This is a genomic window from Mesorhizobium sp. M0496 (genome assembly GCF_040321205.1).
In the GTDB taxonomy this organism is placed as follows: Bacteria; Pseudomonadota; Alphaproteobacteria; order Rhizobiales; family Rhizobiaceae; genus Mesorhizobium.
This window is the reverse complement of sequence record NZ_JAMYRC010000019.1, coordinates 85,380-107,623: the sequence shown is the minus strand read 5'-3', so window position 1 is coordinate 107,623 and position 22,244 is coordinate 85,380. Positions and strand designations below refer to the sequence as shown.

The following is a 22,244-nucleotide window of genomic DNA, read 5'->3' as shown; positions in this document are numbered from 1 at the left end:
CGGCAGGACAGAGGGGGGTGTGAAGGAACGCGGCGGCAGCTGTTGGACGGCTTTGCTCCGTCCCACCATGACGAAGGAGCCTAAACCGCCCTCTTCCACCCGTTCCTGATATGCTTGTACCCTTCCCGATAGACCGCTTCCGGCGTTTCGGAAAAATCGCGCCACACCTTGGTCGCTGCCGCCAGGTCCTTCAGCGAACGCCCGAACGCCTCGATCGTCAGCCAGTCGTCGTAGCCGCTCTTGCGGATGGCGGAGAATGTTTCCTTCCACGGAAGGTGACCGCGCCCCGGCACGCCGCGATCGTTCTCCGAAATATGGATATGCACGACATTCCGGCGGTGTTTCGTGTAGGCGTCGATCGGGTCGGCCTCCTCGATATTGGCGTGGAAGGTGTCGTACATCGCCTTGATGTGTGGCCGGTCGACGGCATCGATATGCTCCGACAGGTCGGCCATCGTGTTGAGGAGATAGCATTCGAAGCGATTGAGCGCCTCAAGCCCGATGGTGACGTTCCTCTTGCCGGCATGGTCGCCGATAGCGCGCTGCGAGGCGACGGAACGCTTCTTCTCGGCGGCCGTCGGCCCGGAGCCGGAAAAGGCGCCGAGCGTCGAATGCAACGGGCCGCTCAGCGTGCTGGCGCCAAGCGCATCGGCGCAGTCGATCGCCCATTTCATATAATCGACACCGGCCTTGCGCGTTGCCGCATCGGCCGAGATCAAATTCATCGCCGGATCGCCCATCGCTGAAACCGCGGTCCGCTCCAGTCCGATGCGGTCGAGCAGTTCGCCGAGTTTTTTGTAGTCGTCGGGCGTGCCGGCGAAGATCGGTATCTCAACGCCATCGAAGCCGGTTGCCTTGATATCCCTGAGCAACGGCTCGTGTTTCTTCGACACAGCCGTCGTCCACAAGAACATGCACATGCCGATTTTCATCGACGCCCCCTCCCCTTGGATCCCCCTGATTTTTATTTAGAGTTTCGTCCATGCCCCATTCTTCTTCGACGACTTCACACAGGCCTCGATGAAAGCCATGCCTTCGACACCGTCGTGAATGGTCGGAAAGACGACATCCTTTGCCGGCTTGCCTCCTTTCTTGCGGGCAGCGCGGATGGCGCGTGCGGCCTCCTGGTAGATGTTGGCGAAACCTTCGAGATAGCCCTCGGGATGGCCTGACGGCACGCGGCTGACCCGGCCCGCCACCGGCAACGAGCCAGCGCCATTGCGGGTGAGCAGTTGCTTGGGCTGGCCGAACGGCGTGTACCAGAGATAGTTCGGGTCGGCCTGCACCCATTCCAGCCCGCCCTTGGAGCCATAGATGCGCAGCTTCAGCCCGTTCTCATGGCCCGGCGCCACCTGGCTTGCCCAGATCATACCCTTGGCCGGATGCGTCTTGCCCGCGGGCTTGAAGCGCAGCATGACGTTGACGTTGTCGTCGAGCAGCCGTCCCGGCACGAAGGCATCGAGATCGGCTGAAAGGGAATCCAGCTCCAGCCCGGAAACGAAGCGGGCGAGATTGTAGGCATGCGTGCCGATGTCGCCCAGCGCACCGCCGGCGCCTGCCTGTTTCGGGTCGCCGCGCCACGACGCCTGCTTCTGGCCAGTGGCGGCAAGGTCCTCTGTCAGCCAGTCCTGCGGATATTCGGACTGCACGATGCGAATGTCGCCGAGCACGCCCTTGGCCACCATCTCGCGCGCCTGCCGGATCATCGGATAGGCGGTATAGTTGTGGGTGAGCACGAACACCTTGCCGGTCTTCTCGACTATCGCCGCCAGCTTCTTGGCTTCGGCCAGCGTCGTTGCCAGCGGTTTGTCGCAGATAACGTGGATGCCAGCCTCTAGGAAAGCTTTCGCGGCCGGCACATGCACATTGTTCGGGGTGACGATGGCCACCGCCTCGATGCCGTCGGGGCGCTTGGCTTCGGCTTTGGCCATCTCGGCATAGGACGCATAGCTGCGATCGGGGTCGAGCCCGAGTTCAGCGCCCGAGGCTTTTGCACGCGCCGGGTCGGACGACAAAGCGCCGGCGACCAGTACGAAATCATTGTCCAGGCGCGCCGCGATCCGGTGCACCGCGCCGATGAAGGCGCCTTGCCCGCCACCGACCATGCCATAGCGGATCGGGCCGCCTCCCGTTTCCGACTTCGATGCGCCGACCATGTTTCTTCTCCTAGCTGTTGCGTACCTCCCCCTTGAGGGGAGGTCGATCCGCGTAGCGGATCGGGTGGGATTGCCGGGCGTAGGGCGCGGCATGGACCGACCCCACCCGGCCCTTCGGGCCACCCTCCCCTCAAGGGGGAGGGAAATCAGCGTTAAATTCCCATCATGCCGCGCAGTACTTTCTTGTCCGTAGCGCCACCGGCGAAATCGTCGAATGCCTTTTCTGTCACCCGGATGATGTGCTGCTGGATGAAGGGCGCACCCTCGGCCGCGCCGTCTTCCGGATGCTTCAGACAGCACTCCCACTCGAGCACCGCCCAGGAATCATAATTGTACTGCGTCAGCTTGGAAAAGATGCCGCCGAAATCCACTTGCCCGTCGCCCAGCGACCGGAAGCGGCCGGCGCGGTTCGTCCAGCTCTGATAGCCGGAATAAACGCCTTGCCGGCCGGTCGGATTGAACTCGGCGTCCTTGACGTGGAACGCCTTGATGCGCTCGTGATAGATGTCGATGAATTCGAGATAGTCGAGTTGCTGCAGCAGGAAGTGCGACGGATCGTAATTGATATTGCAGCGTCTGTGGCCGCCGACCGCGTCGAGGAACATCTCGAAGGTCGCACCGTCGAACACGTCCTCACCGGGATGGATTTCGTAGCCGACATCGACGCCATTATCCTCATAGACATCAAGGATCGGCTTCCAGCGCTTGCCGAGTTCGGCGAAGGCTTCTTCGATCAGCCCGGCCGGACGCTGCGGCCAGGGGTAGAGGTAGGGAAAGGCCAACGCTCCGGAGAAGCTTACCGAGGCCTTCAGGCCAAGGTTCTTCGACGCCTTGGCACCGAACTTCATCTGTTCGACCGCCCATTCCTGCCGCGCTTTCGGATTGTTGTGCACCGAAGCCGGCGCAAAGCCGTCGAACTGCGCGTCATAGGCCGGATGCACCGCCACCAATTGGCCCTGCAGATGCGTCGACAGTTCGGTGATCTCGACACCGGCATCCGCGCAGATGCCCTTCACTTCGTCGCAATAGGCCTTGGAAGAGGCCGCCTTCTTGAGATCGAACAACCGCGCGTCCCAGGTCGGAATTTGCACGCCCTTGTAGCCGAGACCGGCCGCCCATTTGGTGATCGACGCCAGCGAGTTGAACGGCGCGGCATCGCCCGCAAACTGCGCCAGAAACAGTCCAGGGCCCTTCATTGTCGTCGGCATCGGCATCTCCCTCATTTTCTCGCGACCGAGCATAGCGCCGATTGGAAGCAGGGCCAGCCACTTTGGTCTCTTCACATCGGGCGCATCGTGTGCGCCGCTATTCTGGTATTACCAAATGAGGGAATTTGGTCAAGCCTCGCAATGCATTGCCGGAGCCCTTTGGAAAGGCGAAATACAGGAACATACATCAATATAATCAATGGAATAATCCAGGCCGGAACTAGCCTTCCCGCGCTTCTTGCCGTCCAGAAGAATTTGCTGTAGACCTCCATTCAGGCCCAATTGGTCGAACCAGTTTGCAGGAAAAGGCTGGGGATGCCTTGGGGAGGAACCCTTGCGTCGCCTTTCGGCGGTGCATGCCGCTGAGACGAATTGGGAAGGACAGACCATGCATCTTTCGACGCACAACTGGATGCGCGCGGAACCCTTGGAGACGACGCTCAAGCGCATCAAGAAATTCGGCTATGAGTCGATCGAGATTTCCGGCGAGCCCGAGCAATACAAGACCAAGGAGACGCGGGCGCTGCTGAAAGAGCATGGCATCCGCTGCTGGGGCGCGGTGACCTTGATGCTGGGCGAGCGCAACCTTGCCGCCAGGAACCAGGGCCAGCGCGAGCGCTCCGTTCAGTATGTCAAGGACGTGCTGACCATGGTCAGCGAACTCAATGGCGAGATCATCACGCTGGTGCCGGCAACGGTCGGCAAGGTCGTGCCCGACGGCACCGAGGAAGAGGAATGGAAGTGGGTTGTCGACGCCACCCGTGAATGCTTCACCCACGCCAAGAAGGTCGGCGTCAAGATTGCGGTCGAACCGCTCAACCGCTTCGAAACCTATCTGTTCAATCGCGGCGCCCAGGCGCTCGCGCTGGCCGACGCGGTCAGCCCCGAATGCGGCGTCTGCCTCGACGCCTACCACATCCATATGGAGGAGTTTAACGTTCACGACGCGATCCGCCAGGTCGGCAAGCGCCTGTTCGACTTCCATGTCGCCGACAACAACCGCTTTGCCGCCGGCCTTGGCCAGATCGACTGGCCGAAGATCGTCGCCACGCTGAGAGAGATCGGTTACGACGGCGCGCTGACCAACGAGTTCGTTGCGCCCGTCGACCGGACGCCGGCCGCCCCTTATCCCGATATGGTCGAGCGCCACCCGGTCGATATCTCACCCGAGCAGCTGAAGTTCATCCAGGACCACGGCTCCAGCGTGCTGACGGAAAAGTTCTACACCGACCAGATGCGCATCACCGCCGAAACGTTGCTGCCGCTGATCAAGTAGCCGACTGCCTCTGGGAAAATTGCTCTTTCGCCCTGACCGGCGGCAGGGCTGGGAAAGAATATGCGCATCAAGACCGTCCAAGCCTGGTGGGTCCGCATCCCGATCGAAGCCGCTCGGCAACACCGCAGCGATTTCGGCCAGGTGACGACCTTCGACGCCGCCATCCTGCGCATCGAAACCGATGACGGTCTGGTCGGCTGGGGTGAAGGCAAGAACGCCGCCGGCAGTGCCGGTAGCTACGGCGCACTCGTCCACATGCTGAACCATGAGGTCGGACCGCAGCTGATCGGCCGCGATCCGGCCGACATTGGCGTCATCTGGGAGATGCTCTACAACGGCGTGCGCCACGACAGCGCCGCGCGCACCGGCCACGCTATGCCGCAGCTGGCGCGGCGCGGCATGAGCATCGCTGCCATCAGCGCCGTCGACATCGCCCTGTGGGACATCCTGGGCAAATCGCTTGGCGTACCGGTCTGGCGGCTGCTGGGTGGCCGCAAGCTCGATCGCATGCCGGCCTATGCCTCCGGTGGCTGGGCATCCGCCGACGCCATCGGCGAGCAGTTGAAATCCTATATCGCCAAGGGCGGTTTCAAGGCGCTGAAGATGCGGGTTGGCGCCATGGACGGCGCGGCACACATTTCCGCCACCCGCGTGCGCGCCGCACGGCAGGCGCTCGGTCCCGATATCGAGTTGATGGTCGACGCGCATGGCACCTACACCGTGGCCGAAGCCAAGCGCTTCATCCACCTCGTCAACGACCTCGACCTCGCTTGGTTCGAGGAGCCTGTTATTGCCGATGATAAGCCCGGCATGGCTGAAGTGCGGGCATCAGGCGCCGTTCCGATCGCCACCGGCGAAAGCGAGTCGACACGCTATGCCTTCCGCGACCTCGCCGTGCTCAAGGCGGCCGACATCTTCCAGCCCGATCCGGCCTTCTGCGGCGGCATCAGCGAGGCGATGAAGATCGGCACCATCGCCAGCGCCTTCAACCTGCGCTTTGCGCCGCATCTGTGGGCCGGCGCGCCCTGTTTCTTCGCCGGCTTGCATGTCTGCGCTGCCTCGCCGTCGAGTTTTACCGTCGAATATTCGCTCGGCGCCAACCCGATGATCCACGATCTGGTTGAGGAGACTGTCGAAGCCAGGGACGGTATGATAGCGATCCCCGAAAGACCGGGGCTGGGATTCACCATTTCGGAGCGGTTCCTAGAGGCGCACGCGCAACGCGGTTGACAATGAAAGAAAAGAACCTTCTCGCGGAACTCGCCGCCTACCTGTTCTCCCATTCGGACAAGGAGACCGGCCGAACGCCGTCGGAACGCGAGCTGGCGGAACATTTCGGCGTCAGTCGCGGCCAGCTTCGCGAGGCGCTCGCCATCCTCGAGGCCATGCGCATCGTCGAGCGCCGTGCCAAGTCGGGCATCTACATCGACACCAAGCAGGCCAGCGTGGAAGCCATGGCGCTTTTTGCCCGCGCGGGCCTCCCGCTCGATCCGATCCAGATCTACGAGACGGTCGAACTGCGCAAGATCCACGAGATCAAGGCGGCCGAGCTTGCCTGTTCGCGCGCCACCGAGGAGAATTTCGAGCGGCTGCGCGAAATCCTGAAAGCTTCGGAAGAGCGCATCGCGGCGGGCGAAGGCCTGGCCAGGGAGGACCGCGAATTCCACCTCGAGATCGTACGCGCCACCAAAAACAGCGTCTTCCACAATGTCTGCAGCGTCTATTACATGATGGGCGAACAGCGCCTGCCCATCTATTTCAACGACCCGGAGCGCAATGTGCGCTCGCATGCCGAGCACATCCAGATCTATGAGGCGCTGCTGCGCCGCGACGGCAATCTCGCCCAGGCGCTGATGAGCGCTCATCTGCAAGGTGCCGAGAGCTACTGGAAGGGCCTGATCGAAGGCCATGGCGAGGAACCGCAAAGCCCGGCGCTCGAAAAAGCCTGACCGACATGGCCCGTATCCTCACGACACACCCGCTACACCCGCGCGCCTCGGCCATGCTGGCCGGCGCCGGCGAACTCGTCGTCGCTTCCGCCATCGATCCGGCCACGCTGGCCGCCGAGGCAAGGTATGCCGACATCGTCATCGTCCGCGCGCCGCTGCCGCCGGCGCTGTTCGAGGGTGCCGCGAAACTGCGGGCGGCCATCCGCCATGGCGCCGGACTCGACATGATCCCGATGGAGGCGGCGACCACCGCCGGCGTGCTGGTGGCCAATGTGCCGGCGGTCAATGCGCGCTCGGTGGCGGAACACGTCATGTTCGCGGCCCTTGCCTTGCTGCGCAACTTCCGCGTCGTCGACCGTGACTTGCGGGCAAAAGGCTGGCTCGCCGGCCGCGAGCACGCCAACGCCAACAGCGAGCTTGCCGGCAAGACGATCGGCATCGTCGGCCTCGGTGCCGTTGGCCAGGCTGTCGGCCATATCGCCGCGCACGGCTTCGACCTGAAGGTGGTGGCAACCACACGCAGCATGCAGCCGGCGCCGGAGAAGGTCGGCTTCCTGTCGATCGACGCCCTGGTCGAGCAGAGCGACATCATCGTTCTGTGCTGCCCGCTGACACCGGAGACGCGCGGCCTGATCAACCGCGAGCGGATCGCGCGCATGAAGCCGCATGCGTTGCTGATCAACGTGTCGCGCGGGCCGGTCGTCGACGACGACGCACTGATCGAAGCCTTGCGGAAGCGCCGGATCGGCGGTGCCGCGCTCGACGTGTTTTCGACGCAGCCGCTGCCGTCAAATCATCCTTATTTCGGCTTCGACAATGTCATCATCACCCCGCACATGGCCGGCATCACCGAGGAATCGATGATGCGTATGGGCGTTGGCGCGGCAGGCGAGGCCCTGCTCGTGCTGGCGGGCAAACTGCCGGTCAACCTGCGCAATCCAGAAGTGGTCGAGCATTACCGTCGGCGGTTTCCGGCCGATAGCTAAAGCATCGCGGTTTCGCCCCAATTCTCCGCGACGTTGAGCACCATGTTCGGTCTTCGCCTCAAATGTCTGACTGTTGCCGCATCTTCGCTCTGCGCCTTGCCGTCAATTGCTGAGGCCCAGAGCAGTTATGTCTATTGCGACAACGGGCTGCGCTGCTTCAAGGCGCCCTGCCCATCGAACAGCGCGCTCGACCTTGGCACCGGCACGATCATCAAGGACGTGTCGATCGACCCCAGTGGATTGCCCCAAGCCGACAAGGCGATAACAGATCTCTCCGACGCGCTTTATGCCGGAAAGATCGTTGTCAGGGGATCGATCGAGCACCGCACCCAGACCATTGCCGGCAAGGAATACAACCTTCCCTGGCTGGTCGCGACCCGCATCGTACGGACCGCCAAGGATAGCGAACGCAGGCACTGTTCGTCGCACTGATCGTCGGTCCAGCCCCGGTCACGAGCCAAGCAGCGACTCAATTTCAGCAGCAATCCGCAGCAGGCGCCGGTCATGCCCGTTGCGCGCCACCAGCATCAATCCGGCAGGCAGTGCCGTGCCTGGCATCGGCAGCGAAATTGCACAAAGATCGAACTGGTTGGCGACCTGCGTGTTGCGCAGCAGCAGGCCTTCGATGCGGTCGCGCAACTCGGCATCTTCAGTCAGCGAAACGATGGTCGGCGCCATCACAGGTGTGGTCGGCAAGACCAGCACATCGACCGATGCCAGCCGCTCATCCATGGCGGCAGCGAGTGCAGCACGGCGGCGTATCGCCCTGATATAGACCGGCGTAGGCAGCATTGCTGCCCGCGCCAAAGGCCCGCTGACATGCGGGTCGACCGGCACCGAGGCTCCCGTCGCCAGCCAGTCGGCATGCACTTCGGCCCCTTCCATCGCGGCGATCGAACCACGCTTGGTCGCCGCGTGCATGTCGGCAAGCAGATCATCGATCGACATCTCCGCGACCCGCGCGCCGGCCCGTTCGGCCTTGCCGATACAGCGCTCGAACGCCTCAGCGACCTCACCTTCCGTCTCCTCGAAAAGAACACCGCGCGGGATGCCAATTCGAAGCCCTGCAAGGGCAATCGGCGCCAGCGCGGTCGGCACCTCGCCGGCCATCACAGCATCGGCAGCAGCACACTGGGCGACGGTCCGGGCAAGCGGACCGATCGAGTCCAGCGTGGCGGACAGTGGGAACGCGCCGGCGAGCGGCAAACGTCGCGCTGTAGGCTTGAAGCCGACGACGCCATTGAGCGAAGCCGGAATGCGTATCGAACCGCCGGTATCGGAACCGATGGATATTTCGCTCGTCGCCTCGCCGACCGAAACGCCGGCGCCAGAAGATGAGCCGCCCGGAATGCGAATGGCGTCCACGGCATTGCCGGGCGTGCCAAAGTGCTGGTTGTCGCCGATCGCGGTGAAGGCAAATTCGGTCATGTTGGTCTTGCCGATGATGACCGCGCCAGCCTGCCGCAGCCGACTGACAATGGCGGCATCGTGCGAGGCGGGCGCGGCGGTCCTGCGCATCAGCGAACCGGCCGTGGTTGGTTCACCGGTGACATCGAACAGATCCTTGATCGAGACAATAGTGCCGTCGAGTGGTCCGAGCTTCACCCCTGCCCGCTTGCGGGCATCGCTGGCATCAGCCGCGGCCCGTGCGGCTTCGGTATAGAGCTTCGTGAACACGCGCTCTTCACCGGCACGGGCGGCAAGGCGCGCAAGGATAATTTCCAGTTGATCACGGACTGATTGCATTTTCGGTGTCGGACTCCAGACGCCTTGAACGTCCTTGGGACATGGCTTGCCGAGACTTAACCCGGCGCAGGCGGTTTTGCACCCTGTCGAATACGAGGAAAATCCGATGCTCTACAAAGGCAGCTGCCACTGCGGCAAGGCCGCCTTCGAGTTCGAGGCCGAACTGACCGGCGCCGTGCGGTGCAATTGCTCGATCTGCTCGCGCAAGGGCGCCCTGTTGTGTGCCATCCCGCACGGGACCTTGCAGGTCCTGGCCTGGGGCGACGATCTCGGCACTTACACATTCGGCAACCATGCCATCGCGCACCGCTTCTGCCGGGCCTGCGGCATCCATCCCTTCGCGGAAGATGTTCGCGAAGGCGCTGAACGCAGCGCCTATATCAACCTCAACTGCGTCGCCGATCTCGACCCGTCCACCTTGGCGATTTTCGACTTCGACGGGCGCGCCGCCTGAGCCGGCCGATGGTGGCCTATGTCGAGGGCAGCTTCATCACTGCCATCGTAGCGGCAGCGGCCCGAAAACCGTGACGGTTCCCGGGCCGATGCGCTGTGTCAGGGGAAGCTTAGTCCTGCCAATGGGCAGGCTACTCGGCCCGCTTCGGGCCGCGCAGGAACACCACGAGGGCCGCCAGCAGTGTCGCTGCGCCGCAATAGACAAAGGCGCTGGCCACGCCGGCATGGTCGACCAGCAGGCCGCCGAAGACGGCGCCGAGCGCAATCGCCACCTGGAAGGTCGCCACCATCAGCCCTCCGGCGCTTTCGGCCTGGTCGGAGCAGCCCGCACCAGCCAGCTCTGCAGCCCGACCGGAACCGCGCCGAAGGCAAAGCCCCAGACCGCAACGGCAGCGGCGGCGATTGTGGGCGAAGCTCCGAAAACCAGCATCGAGGCGGCGGCCAGCGCAATCAGCAAGGGCGCCAGAGCGACGGCTGCCTTGAGGCTGCGTTCGGCCAGAATGCCACCGGCGACATTGCCGAAGAAGCCGCCAATGCCGTAGGCCAGCAGCACCAGCGAGATCGTCTCGATGTCGAGCACAGGCACCTTCTCGAGGAAGGGACGGACATAGGTGAAGCCGGCAAAGTGTCCCGAGGCGACCAGCAGCACGACGAGCAGTGCGATCCTGATGGAGGGGCGCTCCAGCACGCCCAGCAAGGTGCGGAAGCTCGCTACGCCCACGGGCGGCAATTTCGGAATGGTGGCCAGTTGCACCAGCAGCGCCAGGGCGGCAACGAGAGTCGCGATCATGAAGGCCGTGCGCCAGCCCCAGATGTCACCGACATAGGCGCCGACCGGCGCCGCGCAGACGGTCGCCAGGGAAACGCCGGTCAGGATGATCGACATGGCTCGCGGCATCAGCCGCATCGGCACCAATCTCAGCGCCATGGCGGCCGACATTGCCCAGAAGCCGCCGAGCGCAACGCCGAGCACGACGCGGGCAAGCAGAAGCACGGGCAGGGATGAGGCAAAAGTGGCCAGAAGGTTGGACAGGATCAGGAACACCGTCAGCATCCACATCACCAGCCTGCGGTCCATACGCCTGGTGATGATCGCCATGGTGGGGGCGGCAATGGCGCCAACGATCGCGGTCGCGGTCACCGCTTGTCCGGCCACGCCTTCGCTGACGCCGAGGTCGCGCGCCATCGGCGTCAGCAGGCTGGCGGGCAAGAATTCCGCGGTGACGAGCCCAAAAACGGCTAGTGCCAGCGAGACCACGGCACCCCAGGCCGGTTCGGCTCGTTCGTCGGAGTCTGCAGGGTTCAAAAGTGTGGTGTCGATGACGCCTGTCGCGGGTTCGGCCATGGTCAGTCTCCGATTTGTTTGCAGCGCAGCATTTGGCTGCAACGCAACATAGGGAGTGACCACCTGGAGTTTCCATGCTAGAAACCCCATCATGCTTGACCATTCGTCCAAAATTCCAATCACCGGCGACCCGTTGACGGACATCTTGCGCGGCTTGCGGCTCGATGGCGTCGAGTATGGCCGCTTCGAACTTAAGGAGCCCTGGGGTATCCAGTTCCCAGCGCAGCCGGCGGCGCGGTTTCATTTCGTCGGCCGCAGAGGTTGCTGGCTAAAGCAGCCATCCGGCGAGTGGGTAGAGCTTAAGACCGGCGACGCGGTGTTGCTGCCGCGCGGTGCGGCGCATGTGCTGGCCAGCGAGCCCGGCGCCCAGGCCTGGCCGATCCACGGCTACGAAGTCGAGGAGGTCTGCAAGGACGTCTACTGCATGTCGAACGAGGGCATGTCGGAATGTTGCCGGCCGGGAACCCTGCTGTTTTGCGCCAGCATGTACTTCAATCTCGACGGCCTGCATCCCCTGCTCGGCATGATGCCGGATGTGATGCGCACGCATGAGCTGGAGGCCTACGAGCCCGGCATTCCGCATCTGCTGGAGTCGATGGCGCGTGAAGTGACGATGGAGCGTGTCGGCTCCGGCGGCATCCTGGCGCGGCTGGCCGACGTGCTTGCCGCCACCGTCATCCGCTCATGGGTCGAACGCGGCTGCGGCGACTCGTCCGGCTGGATCGCCGCGGTCAGGGACCACGAAATCGGCCGCGTGCTGGCCGCCATCCATCTTGAGCCGAACCACGACTGGACGGTGGAGTCGCTGGCCCGGATGATGGGCGCCTCGCGATCGGGATTTGCCGAGCGCTTCGCCACCATCGTCGGCGAAACGCCGGCGAAATATGTCACCCAGGTCAGAATGCATCAGGCGAGACAGTGGCTGGTCCGCGACAGGATGAAGATCTCCGTCGTTGCCGCGCGTCTCGGCTATGAATCGGATGCCGCCTTCAGCCGTGCCTTCAAGCGCGTCATCGGCTCGGCGCCCAGCCATCTGCGGGCCGAGGAACAGGCGGATATCCGCCAAGCCAGCTGAGCCGATGCTTGTGCCGCGTGCTTGCCTGGGCTGAGAAGCGGTGCATTTACCCGGCGTGCCGCAGGCTGATGCCGCTGCCCTTGTCGAACAGCACCACCTTGTCTGGGTTCCAGGCAAAGCGCACCGCCTGCTCGATGGCGACGTCGGTCCTGGCCGGCACGGTGGCACGCAGTGTCGCGTCGCCGACGCGCAGCGTCAGGATCTTTTCGACGCCGTGGTTCTCGACGTCATGGACACGCGCCTCGACCGGCGCGCCGCTCTCGAGATAGACGTCCTCGGGACGAATGCCGAAGACGAGCGGACGACCGTCGGTTGCCGCACCCGCCTTTAGCCCTCCAAAAGTCTTGGCACCCCCCGAAAAAGGCAGTTCGAAGTTCAGCGGCGCCATCACCGCGCGGCCGTTCACAAGCTTGCCGTCGATGAGGTTCATCGGCGGTGAACCGACGAAGCTCGCCACGTAGGTGTCGCGCGGATTGTTGTAGATCTCGTGCGGTGTGCCGGTCTGGACGATGCGGCCATGGTTGAGCACGCCGACTTTGTCGCCCATCGACATCGCCTCGATCTGGTCGTGGGTGACGAACAGGAAGGTGGCGCCGAGCTGCATCTGCAGGTTCTTCAGTTCCGTGCGCAACGCCTCGCGCAGCTTGGCGTCGAGCGCCGACAGCGGCTCGTCCATCAGGAACACACGCGGCTTGCGCACGATGGCGCGGCCGATCGATACGCGCTGCATCTCGCCGCCCGAAAGACGGTCGGTCTTGCGGTCAAGCAGATGCTCGATCCGCAGCGTGCGGGCGGCACGGTCGACGCGATCCTTGATCTCGGCATCGGGCAGCCGGCGGATCTTCGGCTTCAGCGGGAATTCGAGATTCTCGCGCACCGTATAGCGCGGATAGAGCGAGTATTGCTGCAGCACCAGCGCCACGTCGCGCTCAGCCGCACCCCAGTCGGCAACGTCGACACCGTCGATGAAGACCTGGCCTTCGCTCGGCTTTTCCAGCCCGGCGATCAGCCGCAGCGTCGTCGTCTTGCCGGCGCCGGTTTCGCCGAGCAGTACGAAGAACTCGCCATCGGCGATGTCGAGATCGAGCCCGGTCAAGGCGGTGTGGTTGCCGAAGGTCTTTGAGATATTCTTGAGCTGGATATGGGCCATCACAATCTCACTTCCAGCGACTTGCCGCTTGCCGTGTCGAAGAAATGCGCCTGGGCCGGATCGATTCTGGCGAACACCTTCTCGCCGGGCCCGCTGACGAAGCCGCTCTTGGTACGTGCGCGCAGCATCTTGGAGCCGACCTTGAGGTCGACGATGTCGAAGGAGCCGAGCGGCTCGACGATCTGCGTCTCGACCGGCAGGAACCCCTCGGCCGCATCGTGCCGGATCAGGACACCTTCCGGCCGGATGCCGAGCGCCAGCTGACCGCCGGCATGACCGTTGAGCTTCGACAGCAGCGCCCACGGAAACTCGAAGCCGGCGGCAGCCCCACCGACCGTCACCGAGACCGAGGATGCAGTCTCTGCCACCGCCGCATCGGCGACATTCATCACCGGACTGCCGACGAATTGCGCCACGAACAGGTTTGCCGGGTGCGAATAGACCTCGTCCGGCGAGCCGACCTGCTGCAGCACGCCTTCATGCATGATGACGATGCGGTCGGCGAGGCTCATCGCCTCAATCTGGTCGTGCGTGACATAGATGGTGGTCGAGCCCTGCTTGATGTGCAGCCGCTTGATCTCGGCGCGCATCTCCTCGCGCAGCTTGGCGTCGAGCGCACCGATCGGTTCGTCCATCAGCATCGCTTTCGGCCGCCGCACCAGCGCCCGGCCGATGGCCACACGCTGCATGTCCCCGCCCGAAAGCGCCGACGGCTTCTTGTCGAGCAGGTCCAGGATCTGCAGGGTCTTGGCGACCGAGCGCACTTCCGAGTCGATCTCCGCCTTGCTCTTGCGCGTTGCGCGCAAAGGGAAGGCGATGTTCTCGTAGACGCTCATATGCGGGTAGAGCGAGAACGACTGGAAGACCATGGCGATGTCACGGTCGGCGGCCTTCAGATGCTGGATCGGTTTGCCGTCGATGAGGATGTCGCCCTCGTCGATCGTTTCCAGTCCGGCGATGGCGCGCAGCGTCGTCGTCTTGCCGCAGCCCGACTGGCCGAGCAGAACGATGAACTCGTTGTCGCTGATCTTCAGGTTGAGGTCCTTGATGACCTGGACGGCGCCGAAGAATTTCTGGACGCCGCGAAGCTCGATCTGGGTCAATGCTGTGCTCCCGGATTTCGCACCTGGCCGGTGCCGGCCTCTTCTTCCGGCGCGATCTTCGACGTGACGTTGAAGCCGATCAACCCGATCAGGATGATGGTCAGGCCATAGGTGTGCAGCAGCATGTTCCAGGGTTGGCACAGAGCGATGATGCCGAGCACCATCAGCACCTGGCTGCCGGGCTCCAGATATTTCTGATTGATGGCGCGAAAGCTCATTTACGGATCGCTCCGAAGGACATGCCGCGCAACAGATGGTTGCGGAGCAGGAAGGTGAAGATGGCGACCGGCAGCAGGAATAAGAAGGTTCCAGCGGCAATCACCGACCAGTCCGGCAGACCGGAGCCGACCTGGCTGGGGATGAACGGCGGTGCTGTCTGGGCACGGCGGCTGGTCATGATCAGTGCGAAGGCATATTCGTTCCATGCCGTGATGAAGCAGAAGACGGCGGTAGCGGCGATGCCGGTCGCGGCCTCGGGCAGTACGATCTTGAAGAATGCCTCCATGCGCGTGTACCCATCGACGAGGGCTGCCTCTTCATACTCTTTCGGAATCTCGTCCATGAAGCCCTTCATCAGCCACACCGAGAAGGACAGGTTGAAGGCGGTGTAGAGAATGATCAGGCCGACATGGGTATCGTTGAGCCCGACCACCCGGTACATCAGGAACATTGGAATAGCGACGACCACCGGCGGGAGCATCCGCGTCGACAGGATGAAGAAGAGCAGGTCCGCCTCCCCTTTCACCTTGAAGCGCGAGAAGCCGTAGGCGGTGAAGGTGCCCATGCCGACCGCCAGCACCGTCGAGGTTATGGCCACGATCAACGAGTTCAGGAAGCGGCTCGGATATCCCGACCATTGCACCTGGCCCTTGCCGTCGCGCACGATCTTCTCGCCACCGTCGAAAACGACACGCTCCCACCACGGGGCTGCGGCGTACTCTTCCGGCGACGCCGGGTTGCGCATCTGAGAGCGCTTGGCGAACAGCTTGACGAAGGGCGAAATTTCCGGCTGGAAGACGACCGTCGGCGGAATGGTGGTGGCCAGATTGCGCGGCTTGAAAGCCGTCGAGGCAATCCAGTAGATCGGCGCCAGGAAGATGATCGTCACCAACAGGACGGCGACGATGGCGACACGGTTGAAGCCGATTTCGGAAGAAGTGCGGACGGCAGCCATCTCAGCGCTCCTTCACCTTGTTGAGGTATTTGACATAGATGTTGGTGATGGCCAGCACCATGATCAGCACGATGTAGGCGAGCGCGCAGGAGCGCCCGGTCTGCCATTCCTGGAATGCCATCTTGTAAAGCCGGATCGAAATCAGTTCGGCCGTCGGCTGACTGGTCAGGATGTAGGCGAGATCGAAGGTCTTGAATGCCTCCATGGTGCGGAAGATGACCGCGATCATCAGGATCGGCGCGACCAGCGGCAGCGTGATGCGAAAGAAGGTGTAGAACGGTCCGGCGCGATCGATCGCGGCGGCTTCGTAGAGATGCTTCGGCACCGCCGACAGGCCGGCCAGCGACAACAGCATGACGAAGGGTGACCACATCCAGATGTCGGTCAGCGCAACGGCGTAGAGCGCCATCTTCGGGTCCGACAGCCATTCGAAGGTGCCGAGGCCAAGCGCATAGTTGATGATGCCGAAGGAAGGATCGTAGAGCAGCTTCCAGAACAGGCCAACGACGGCCATCGACAGCATCATCGGCAAGAGCAGCAGCGTCGTCAGCAGTCCCTTCAGCGGAATGTCGCGATTGAGCAGCATCGCCACGCCGAAGCCGACGAACAGCTGCCCAGCGACCGAGATGATGACGTACTTCGCGGTGATGGCGAAGTTGGACCAGACATAGGGATCGTTGAGCAGATCGCGATAGTTCTGCAGCCCGACGAAATTCGCCGGCGCATTGGTCGACGCGCGAAAGTCGGTGAAGGAATAGCCGAGCGAGTAGATCAGCGGAAAGATGTTGAAGACGATCAGGAACAGGACCGTCGGAATGATGAAGAGGTTGCGGATCGAAATGTCGCTAAGGCCGCGCACGGCCGCCCTTGAAGACCTGTCGAGCGTTGTGATCATCGTGGTCGCCAAGACCCTGCTCCCGTTTGCAGAAAAGGAAACGGAGGAGGCACCAACGCCCCCTCCGTGAGCTATGATAGTTACTGACCGCGGCCGTACTTCTTGAAAGTCGCGTTCCAGTCGGACGCCAAAGCGTCCAGCGTTTCCTTGGCGGTGCCTTCGCCGCCGATCATGTAGGGATAGACGCGCTGGTTGAGCTGCTGCAGCAGTTCGGCATATTCCGGCACCGCCCAGAAATCCTTCACCTTGAACATGGTCTCATAGAAGGCCTTGTTGTAGGGTGTGGCGTTCTGGAATTCAGGCGACTTCAGCACGGCAGCACTGCAGGTGTAACCGCCAAGTGCCGCCCACTTCTTCTGGGTCTCGTCCTTGATGAACCATTCAAGGAACTTCGTCGCCTCTTCCTGCTTCTGCGAGTAGGACACGATCGAGATGCCTTGCCCACCGAGTGCGGCGAACTGGTCGCCGTTCGGGCCGGGAGGATTGGCGAAGAAGCCGGTGTTCTTGGCGTTCGGGTTCGACGCTTCGTTGATCAGCGACGGGAAGAACGCAAAGTAGTTCATGCTCATCGCGGCCAGGCCTTCGGTGATCGCCTGGTTGTCTTCGACGAAGAACGACTTGGCCCAGCCTGGAGGCGTGAACTTGTAAAGCTCCTTGTAGGCGTCGAGCGCTGCGACCGCCTTGTCGGAGTTGATGAAGCCATCGACCTTGTAGGTCGAATAATCACCCAGTTCGCCACCGTAGGAGAACAGCGCGTTCTCGAAGCCCATCGCCATCGCGTCGTAGGAATTGTCGGTGTAGATGGCGATGCCGTATTTCTTTTGGTCCGGCCGGTAGAAGAACTCGGCGATGTCGCGCAGCGCCTTGAAATCCTTCGGCACGTCGAGATCGTAACCATACTTGGCCTTGAAGGCTTCCTTTTCCTTCGGATCCTCGAACCAGTCCTTGCGATAGGACCAGCCGACGGCGTCGCCTTCAAGCGGGATGGCCCAGTATTTGCTGCTGCCGCCCGGATATTCGGCGTAGTACTTCACCGTCGCCGGTGCCATCACGTCGCCGACCTTGTGCTTGTTAAAGAAGTCGGTCAGGTCGACATAATGGCCACCGGTCGAGCCGGCACCGAGCCATTGCGAGTCGCCGACGACCATATCATAGGCGTCGCCATGGGCGTTGAACTCGGTGAAGGCCTTGGTCTGGAAGTCTGGCCAGGGCGTGGTCTCCACAGTGATCTTAACGCCGGTTTCTTTCTCGTACTCGTTGCCGAGTTCCTGCAGATAATTGGCCGGATCCCATTCGGCCCAGAAGATGGTGAGTGACTTTTCCTGCGCGTAGACGGATGTCCCGCAGGCAAGCGTTAAGCCGATACCAGCAAGTACGCTGGTCACTAACTTGCGCATAATGATTTCCTCCCTTGTGCGCATTCTACCTTGTCATGCGAGCCGGCAACGGGGCCGGCCCTGGTAGTCCCTCCCGTGATCGCACCTTTCCGGTTCTGGGCCTCCTCGCCCTGCCGGAAAATGGATCGCAGCCCTCACTTTCGATCCGCTTTTCTGATCTAATCTGGTATTACCAATTTTGCATGCACGTCAAGCCCTTTCTTGGCAGTTCGACTTGCGCTTTGCTATCGGATTTCGGCTTTATCTGCCTGTTTTACCAAGATTTTCCTACTCAGTGATACAAACAGGCATTGCCCGGCACCCCGCACTGCGGTTAATATCGATAGTCGGCATGCAAATCTGGTCGAACCAGATAGAGCTATTTCACGATTGCCGCGGATCGATGCTGTCTCCCTCACCGATCGATTCCGCGACCGCCGCACGCACCAGCGCCCCGGCCGCCCATTGCGCGACCGACATCGTCCGGCGACTGTCCAGTCCCCAGATATCCTTGAGCACGATCAGCACCTCGACGCCGAACATCAGCGACAGCGCCTGCGCCAGCCGCTTGAAGTCGCGCGGCGGCAAACGGCCCTTGAGCGGCGCGATCGCCTCTTTCAGCAAGTCGATGCGGTGACCACGCGTGAAAGCCGGCTCGCCGTCCAGCGTGCCGGCCTGCCGCCGCGCCCACTGATCGAGCGACAGCTTCAGCGCCGCCTTGAACGTCGCTTCGAAAGCCTCGATGCGCGGCATGGCCGTGTCGAACAGCTCGGCGACCCGGCGCTCCGCATCCGCGGAGGTCGATTGCCAGGTGAGGATCGGCCCTAGCCCCTCGTCGACTACCGCTTGCACCAGTGCCGCCTGGCTTGGGAAATACCGGTAGGCAGTGGCACGGGAAACCTGTGCCGCCTCGGCGATCTCGCTGACCGACGGCGTGACGCCCGCCTGCATCAGCCTCGTCGCCGTCTCCAGCATCAGTCGTTTCGTACGCGCGCGCGGCCCGCGCTCTATCGCCTGGCCGTTTCCCAGCTCAGTGCTGTCGCTCGCTGTGGATTGTTGACGTGAGACATCCATATCAATACGATACGCGCGTCTCACAAATTTGCAATGGCCTTCGCTTGCCGGAAGGTCGGGCAAGCAGCCGGCGGGGAAACGCGATGAAGCGCATCTATGCGGTGGGCACCGCCGACACCAAGGGTGAGGAACTCGCCTTCCTGGCCGATGCGATCGCCGCCACCGGTGCCGCCGTGTCCCGCGTCGATGTCGGAACGCGCGAAGCAACTATCCCCGTCGACATCACCGCAAAGGAAATTGCCCGCCATCATCCCGACGGCCGCGACGCCGTGCTCGGCGGCAATGACCGTGGCGCCGCGGTCGCCGCGATGGGCATCGCCTTTGCCCGCTTTGCCCAATCGCGAAACGATATTGCCGCCATGATCGGCATTGGCGGTGGCGGCGGCACCTCGATCATCACGTCGGGCATGCGTGCCCTGCCGCTCGGCCTGCCCAAAATCATGGTTTCGACGCTCGCCTCCGGCGATACCGCGCCTTACGTCGACGTTTCCGACATCATCATGATGCCTGCGGTGACCGACATGGCCGGACTAAACCGGCTGTCCCGCGTCATCCTGCACAATGCCGCCCAGGCGATATCGGGCATGGCGGCAACGCCGGCGCCACCGCCCGACGGCAAGCCGTCGATCGGCCTCACCATGTTCGGCGTCACCACCCCTTGCGTGACCGCGATCGCCGACCAGCTTCGTTCTAGATATGACTGCATGGTCTTCCACGCCACCGGCACCGGCGGTCGCAGCATGGAGAAGCTGGCAGACAGCGGCCTGCTGTCCGGCGTCGTCGACATCACCACCACGGAAGTCTGCGATCTCTTGTTTGGCGGCGTGCTGCCGGCGACGGAGGATCGTTTCGGAGCGATCGCCCGCACCGGGCTGCCCTATGTCGGTTCGGTCGGCGCGCTCGACATGGTGAATTTCTGGGCGCCTTCGACCATTCCGGAGCGCTATCGCGGTCGACTGTTCTACGAACACAATCCCAACGTCACGCTGATGCGCACCACGGCGCAGGAATGCCGCGCGATCGGCGAATGGATCGGCGGCAGGCTCGCCCGCTGCGAGGGGCCGGTGCATTTCCTCATCCCTGAAAAGGGCGTCTCGGCGCTCGACATCGAAGGCGGCGCCTTCTTTGATCCGGAAGCCGACGCCGTCCTGTTCGAAGCCGTCGAGCGCACCATCAAGCCGAATGGCAGACGTCGCGTCACACGCCTGCCGCTGCACATCAACGACCCTGAATTCGCCAAGGCGGCAACATCAGCCTTCCTCGACATCGCCAGACAGTGAGATCCAAATCATGCCCGCCATACCGCGCAAGGACATACTGAAGAGATTCAGGGGAATGATCGACAAGGGCGTGCCGATCGTCGGCGGCGGCGCCGGTACCGGCCTGTCGGCCAAGGCCGAGGAGGCCGGCGGCATCGACCTCATCATCATCTACAATTCCGGCCGCTACCGCATGGCCGGCCGCGGCTCGGCCGCCGGCCTGCTCGCCTATGGCAATGCCAACGAGATCGTCAAGGAGATGGCCTACGAGGTGCTGCCGGTGGTCAAGAAGACGCCGGTGCTGGCCGGCGTCAACGGCACCGATCCCTTCGTCATCATGCCGCTGCTCTTGGCCGAGCTGAAGACCATGGGCTTTTCCGGCGTGCAGAATTTTCCGACCATCGGCCTGTTCGACGGCCAGATGCGGCAAAGCTTCGAGGAGACCGGCATGGGCTTCGGGCTCGAGGTCGACATGATCGCCGAGGCGCACAAGCTCGACCTGTTGACCACGCCCTATGTTTTCAACCCGGACGAGGCCCGCGCCATGACCAAGGCCGGAGCCGACATCGTCGTCGCCCATATGGGCGTGACCACCGGCGGCTCGATCGGCGCCACATCAGCCAAGTCGCTTGATGATTGCGTCGTAGAGATCGACGCCATCGCCAATGCGGCGCGCTCGGTGCGCAAGGATATCATCCTGCTTTGCCATGGCGGCCCAATCTCGATGCCGGACGACGCCCGCTACATTCTCGACCGCTGCAAGGGCCTGCATGGCTTCTATGGCGCCAGCTCGATGGAACGGCTGCCGGCCGAGGCGGCGATCGCAAGACAGACGGCGGATTTCAAGGCCGTGACGCTTGGCGGCGACGGGAATACGAAGAAAAAAGAAGGGGTGATGAGATGACCGACAAGAGCAAGGTGTTTGTCTACCCGAAGGATGTCAGTGCCTTCGGCTTCGACTGGGGCAGACTGGCGCTGACGGTCGCTCCGGAAGTGAACGGAGCAACGCGCTTTTCCGGCGGCGTCGTCGACCTGCCATCCGGCAAGGGCCATACGCGCCACAACCATCCGGGTGCGGAGGAAATCATCTTCGTCATATCAGGCCATGGTGAGCAGATGGTCGAGGACGAGAAGGGCAATCCGGTGGTCGAAAAAGTCGGCCCCGGCTGCACCATCTATGTGCCGGAAAGCCGCTTTCATTCGACGCTCAATACCGGCGACGGACCGATGCAGCTCTTCGTCGTCTATTCGCCGGCCGGCCCGGAGCTGGTCCTGCGCGAGCTGCCGGATTTCAGGCTGATTCCGGCGGAGCAGGACTAACGTCAGAGGCTGAGGCCAATCTTCATCGCACGAGCGACCCTTGCTAGGTTGTTGGCATCGCTCCCAGCAGCGAGCCTATCCGGCAGGGTGGGGACGTCGCGCTCAGATCGGAAGACATCCGGTGAAAGTAGGCGCGCGACCCAATAGGACATACAGTTTTCCGCTGCCTCTGGACCAAGCTGCCAGAATACAAATCGAACAGCATTTTGTGGGAACATGAAACCTGGGATTTCAGAATGCGCGAGTTGTTCAGCCAGTTTGCGTGGGGCACCAAAACGCTCAAAGAAAGGCAGGACTGTCGTCTGAACGTTGGCAACGATGTTCTCGATTTCAGCCTGACGAGTAAGCAGGTTTGCGATGTTCCATGTCCGCCAGTGATGCGGGGTTCGCAGATTGCCGAGCCCTCCTCCGGCTATCCAATCGCTGGCGTTGGCCGGCCAACCGTTGCGTTCATCCCATTCCCTTATTGCCTTGTTGTAGACCGACGCATGCACGACGAGTTCGACAAACTCGCCACCGGTATTCAGATAGTTTGACTGAAAGGAAATTTTGAATGTCCAGTCGCCAACTCGGCGACTTGCATGAGGACCGCTTTTTGCAAAGCGAAATCCAAGTTCAAGCCGAGAAGAAATCTCGCTACATGCGTCGAGAAAGACTTGCCTTGGCGGTTCCTGATCCATCTTAGTGAATGCTCAGGCG

The 22,244-nt window shown here is 62.5% G+C and carries 22 protein-coding genes and 1 pseudogene; 10 read left to right on the top strand and 13 right to left on the bottom strand.

Annotated elements, in window-relative coordinates; translation table 11 throughout:
* Positions 1–80: 80 nt before the first annotated feature.
* The 3 genes from NKI73_RS17750 to NKI73_RS17740 all read right to left on the bottom strand — a co-directional run bounded on the left by NKI73_RS17750 (position 81) and on the right by NKI73_RS17740 (position 3,364).
* A complete protein-coding gene (locus NKI73_RS17750; RefSeq protein WP_352631852.1) occupies positions 81–932 on the bottom strand; it encodes a sugar phosphate isomerase/epimerase family protein in 852 nt (283 codons plus the stop codon).
* 36 nt (positions 933–968) lie between these two features.
* A complete protein-coding gene (locus NKI73_RS17745) occupies positions 969–2,156 on the bottom strand; it encodes a Gfo/Idh/MocA family protein (protein ID WP_352631850.1) in 1,188 nt (395 codons plus the stop codon).
* A 152-nt stretch (positions 2,157–2,308) separates the two neighbouring features.
* Positions 2,309–3,364 (bottom strand): sugar phosphate isomerase/epimerase family protein, encoded by a 1,056-nt coding sequence (locus NKI73_RS17740; RefSeq protein ID WP_352631848.1) that lies wholly within the window; start codon positions 3,362–3,364, stop codon positions 2,309–2,311.
* Positions 3,365–3,752: 388 nt separating this feature from the next.
* Between NKI73_RS17740 and NKI73_RS17735 the strand changes: the two genes are divergently transcribed.
* The 5 genes from NKI73_RS17735 to NKI73_RS17715 are packed head-to-tail and all read left to right on the top strand — an operon-like array spanning position 3,753 to position 8,007.
* A complete protein-coding gene (locus NKI73_RS17735; protein ID WP_352631864.1) occupies positions 3,753–4,640 on the top strand; it encodes a sugar phosphate isomerase/epimerase family protein in 888 nt (295 codons plus the stop codon).
* A gap of 60 nt (positions 4,641–4,700) precedes the next feature.
* Positions 4,701–5,870: a mandelate racemase/muconate lactonizing enzyme family protein gene (locus NKI73_RS17730; RefSeq protein ID WP_352631846.1), complete on the top strand. Its 1,170-nt coding sequence runs from the start codon at positions 4,701–4,703 to the stop codon at positions 5,868–5,870.
* A 2-nt stretch (positions 5,871–5,872) separates the two neighbouring features.
* On the top strand, positions 5,873–6,589 hold the full coding sequence (locus NKI73_RS17725; protein ID WP_352631844.1) for a FadR/GntR family transcriptional regulator: 717 nt from the start codon (positions 5,873–5,875) through the stop codon (positions 6,587–6,589).
* Positions 6,590–6,594: 5 nt separating this feature from the next.
* Positions 6,595–7,575, top strand: coding sequence for a hydroxyacid dehydrogenase (locus tag NKI73_RS17720; protein WP_352631842.1), 981 nt, complete (start codon positions 6,595–6,597; stop codon positions 7,573–7,575).
* Positions 7,576–7,617: 42 nt separating this feature from the next.
* Positions 7,618–8,007, top strand: a complete 390-nt coding sequence (locus NKI73_RS17715; RefSeq protein WP_352631840.1) for a hypothetical protein — start codon at positions 7,618–7,620, stop codon at positions 8,005–8,007.
* Positions 8,008–8,025: 18 nt separating this feature from the next.
* On the opposite strand, the gene NKI73_RS17710 is transcribed toward NKI73_RS17715, so the two are convergent.
* Positions 8,026–9,321, bottom strand: coding sequence for an amidase (locus NKI73_RS17710; protein ID WP_352631838.1), 1,296 nt, complete (start codon positions 9,319–9,321; stop codon positions 8,026–8,028).
* Between the two features lie 106 nt (positions 9,322–9,427).
* On the opposite strand from NKI73_RS17710, the gene NKI73_RS17705 reads away from it, so the two are divergent.
* Positions 9,428–9,775, top strand: coding sequence for a GFA family protein (locus tag NKI73_RS17705; RefSeq protein ID WP_352631862.1), 348 nt, complete (start codon positions 9,428–9,430; stop codon positions 9,773–9,775).
* 130 nt (positions 9,776–9,905) lie between these two features.
* Here NKI73_RS17705 and NKI73_RS17700 read toward each other — a convergent pair.
* Positions 9,906–11,119: pseudogene (locus NKI73_RS17700) on the bottom strand (MFS transporter).
* 91 nt (positions 11,120–11,210) lie between these two features.
* Here NKI73_RS17700 and NKI73_RS17695 point away from each other — a divergent pair.
* Positions 11,211–12,194, top strand: coding sequence for an AraC family transcriptional regulator (locus tag NKI73_RS17695; protein WP_352631835.1), 984 nt, complete (start codon positions 11,211–11,213; stop codon positions 12,192–12,194).
* A gap of 46 nt (positions 12,195–12,240) precedes the next feature.
* Here NKI73_RS17695 and NKI73_RS17690 read toward each other — a convergent pair whose 3' ends face one another.
* The 7 genes from NKI73_RS17690 to NKI73_RS17660 form a co-directional block, all read right to left on the bottom strand.
* Entirely contained in the window at positions 12,241–13,344 is a 1,104-nt protein-coding gene (locus NKI73_RS17690) for an ABC transporter ATP-binding protein (RefSeq protein WP_352631833.1), read from the bottom strand.
* Positions 13,344–14,447: an ABC transporter ATP-binding protein gene (locus tag NKI73_RS17685; protein WP_352631831.1), complete on the bottom strand. Its 1,104-nt coding sequence runs from the start codon at positions 14,445–14,447 to the stop codon at positions 13,344–13,346. The genes NKI73_RS17690 and NKI73_RS17685 overlap by 1 nt, the downstream gene beginning before the upstream one ends.
* Positions 14,444–14,665 (bottom strand): hypothetical protein, encoded by a 222-nt coding sequence (locus NKI73_RS17680; protein WP_352631829.1) that lies wholly within the window; start codon positions 14,663–14,665, stop codon positions 14,444–14,446. The genes NKI73_RS17685 and NKI73_RS17680 overlap by 4 nt, the downstream gene beginning before the upstream one ends.
* Positions 14,662–15,621, bottom strand: coding sequence for a carbohydrate ABC transporter permease (locus NKI73_RS17675; protein ID WP_352631827.1), 960 nt, complete (start codon positions 15,619–15,621; stop codon positions 14,662–14,664). Before NKI73_RS17675 ends, NKI73_RS17680 begins: the two co-directional genes overlap by 4 nt.
* A gap of 1 nt (position 15,622) precedes the next feature.
* Entirely contained in the window at positions 15,623–16,528 is a 906-nt protein-coding gene (locus NKI73_RS17670) for a carbohydrate ABC transporter permease (RefSeq protein ID WP_352631825.1), read from the bottom strand.
* Between the two features lie 68 nt (positions 16,529–16,596).
* Entirely contained in the window at positions 16,597–17,913 is a 1,317-nt protein-coding gene (locus NKI73_RS17665; protein WP_352631823.1) for an ABC transporter substrate-binding protein, read from the bottom strand.
* A 363-nt stretch (positions 17,914–18,276) separates the two neighbouring features.
* Positions 18,277–18,966, bottom strand: coding sequence for a TetR/AcrR family transcriptional regulator (locus tag NKI73_RS17660; RefSeq protein WP_352631860.1), 690 nt, complete (start codon positions 18,964–18,966; stop codon positions 18,277–18,279).
* Positions 18,967–19,049: 83 nt separating this feature from the next.
* On the opposite strand from NKI73_RS17660, the gene NKI73_RS17655 reads away from it, so the two are divergent.
* Genes NKI73_RS17655 through NKI73_RS17645 form a run of 3 tightly spaced genes read left to right on the top strand, consistent with a single transcriptional unit; the run spans position 19,050 to position 21,545 of the window.
* Entirely contained in the window at positions 19,050–20,246 is a 1,197-nt protein-coding gene (locus tag NKI73_RS17655; RefSeq protein ID WP_352631821.1) for a Tm-1-like ATP-binding domain-containing protein, read from the top strand.
* Positions 20,247–20,256: 10 nt separating this feature from the next.
* Complete coding sequence (locus tag NKI73_RS17650; RefSeq protein ID WP_352631819.1) at positions 20,257–21,129, top strand: phosphoenolpyruvate hydrolase family protein; 873 nt, start codon at positions 20,257–20,259, stop codon at positions 21,127–21,129.
* Positions 21,126–21,545, top strand: coding sequence for a cupin domain-containing protein (locus NKI73_RS17645; RefSeq protein WP_352631817.1), 420 nt, complete (start codon positions 21,126–21,128; stop codon positions 21,543–21,545). Before NKI73_RS17650 ends, NKI73_RS17645 begins: the two co-directional genes overlap by 4 nt.
* A 2-nt stretch (positions 21,546–21,547) precedes the next feature.
* Here NKI73_RS17645 and NKI73_RS17640 read toward each other — a convergent pair whose 3' ends face one another.
* A complete protein-coding gene (locus NKI73_RS17640; protein ID WP_352631815.1) occupies positions 21,548–22,225 on the bottom strand; it encodes a DUF4304 domain-containing protein in 678 nt (225 codons plus the stop codon).
* Between the last annotated feature and the right edge of the window lie 19 nt (positions 22,226–22,244).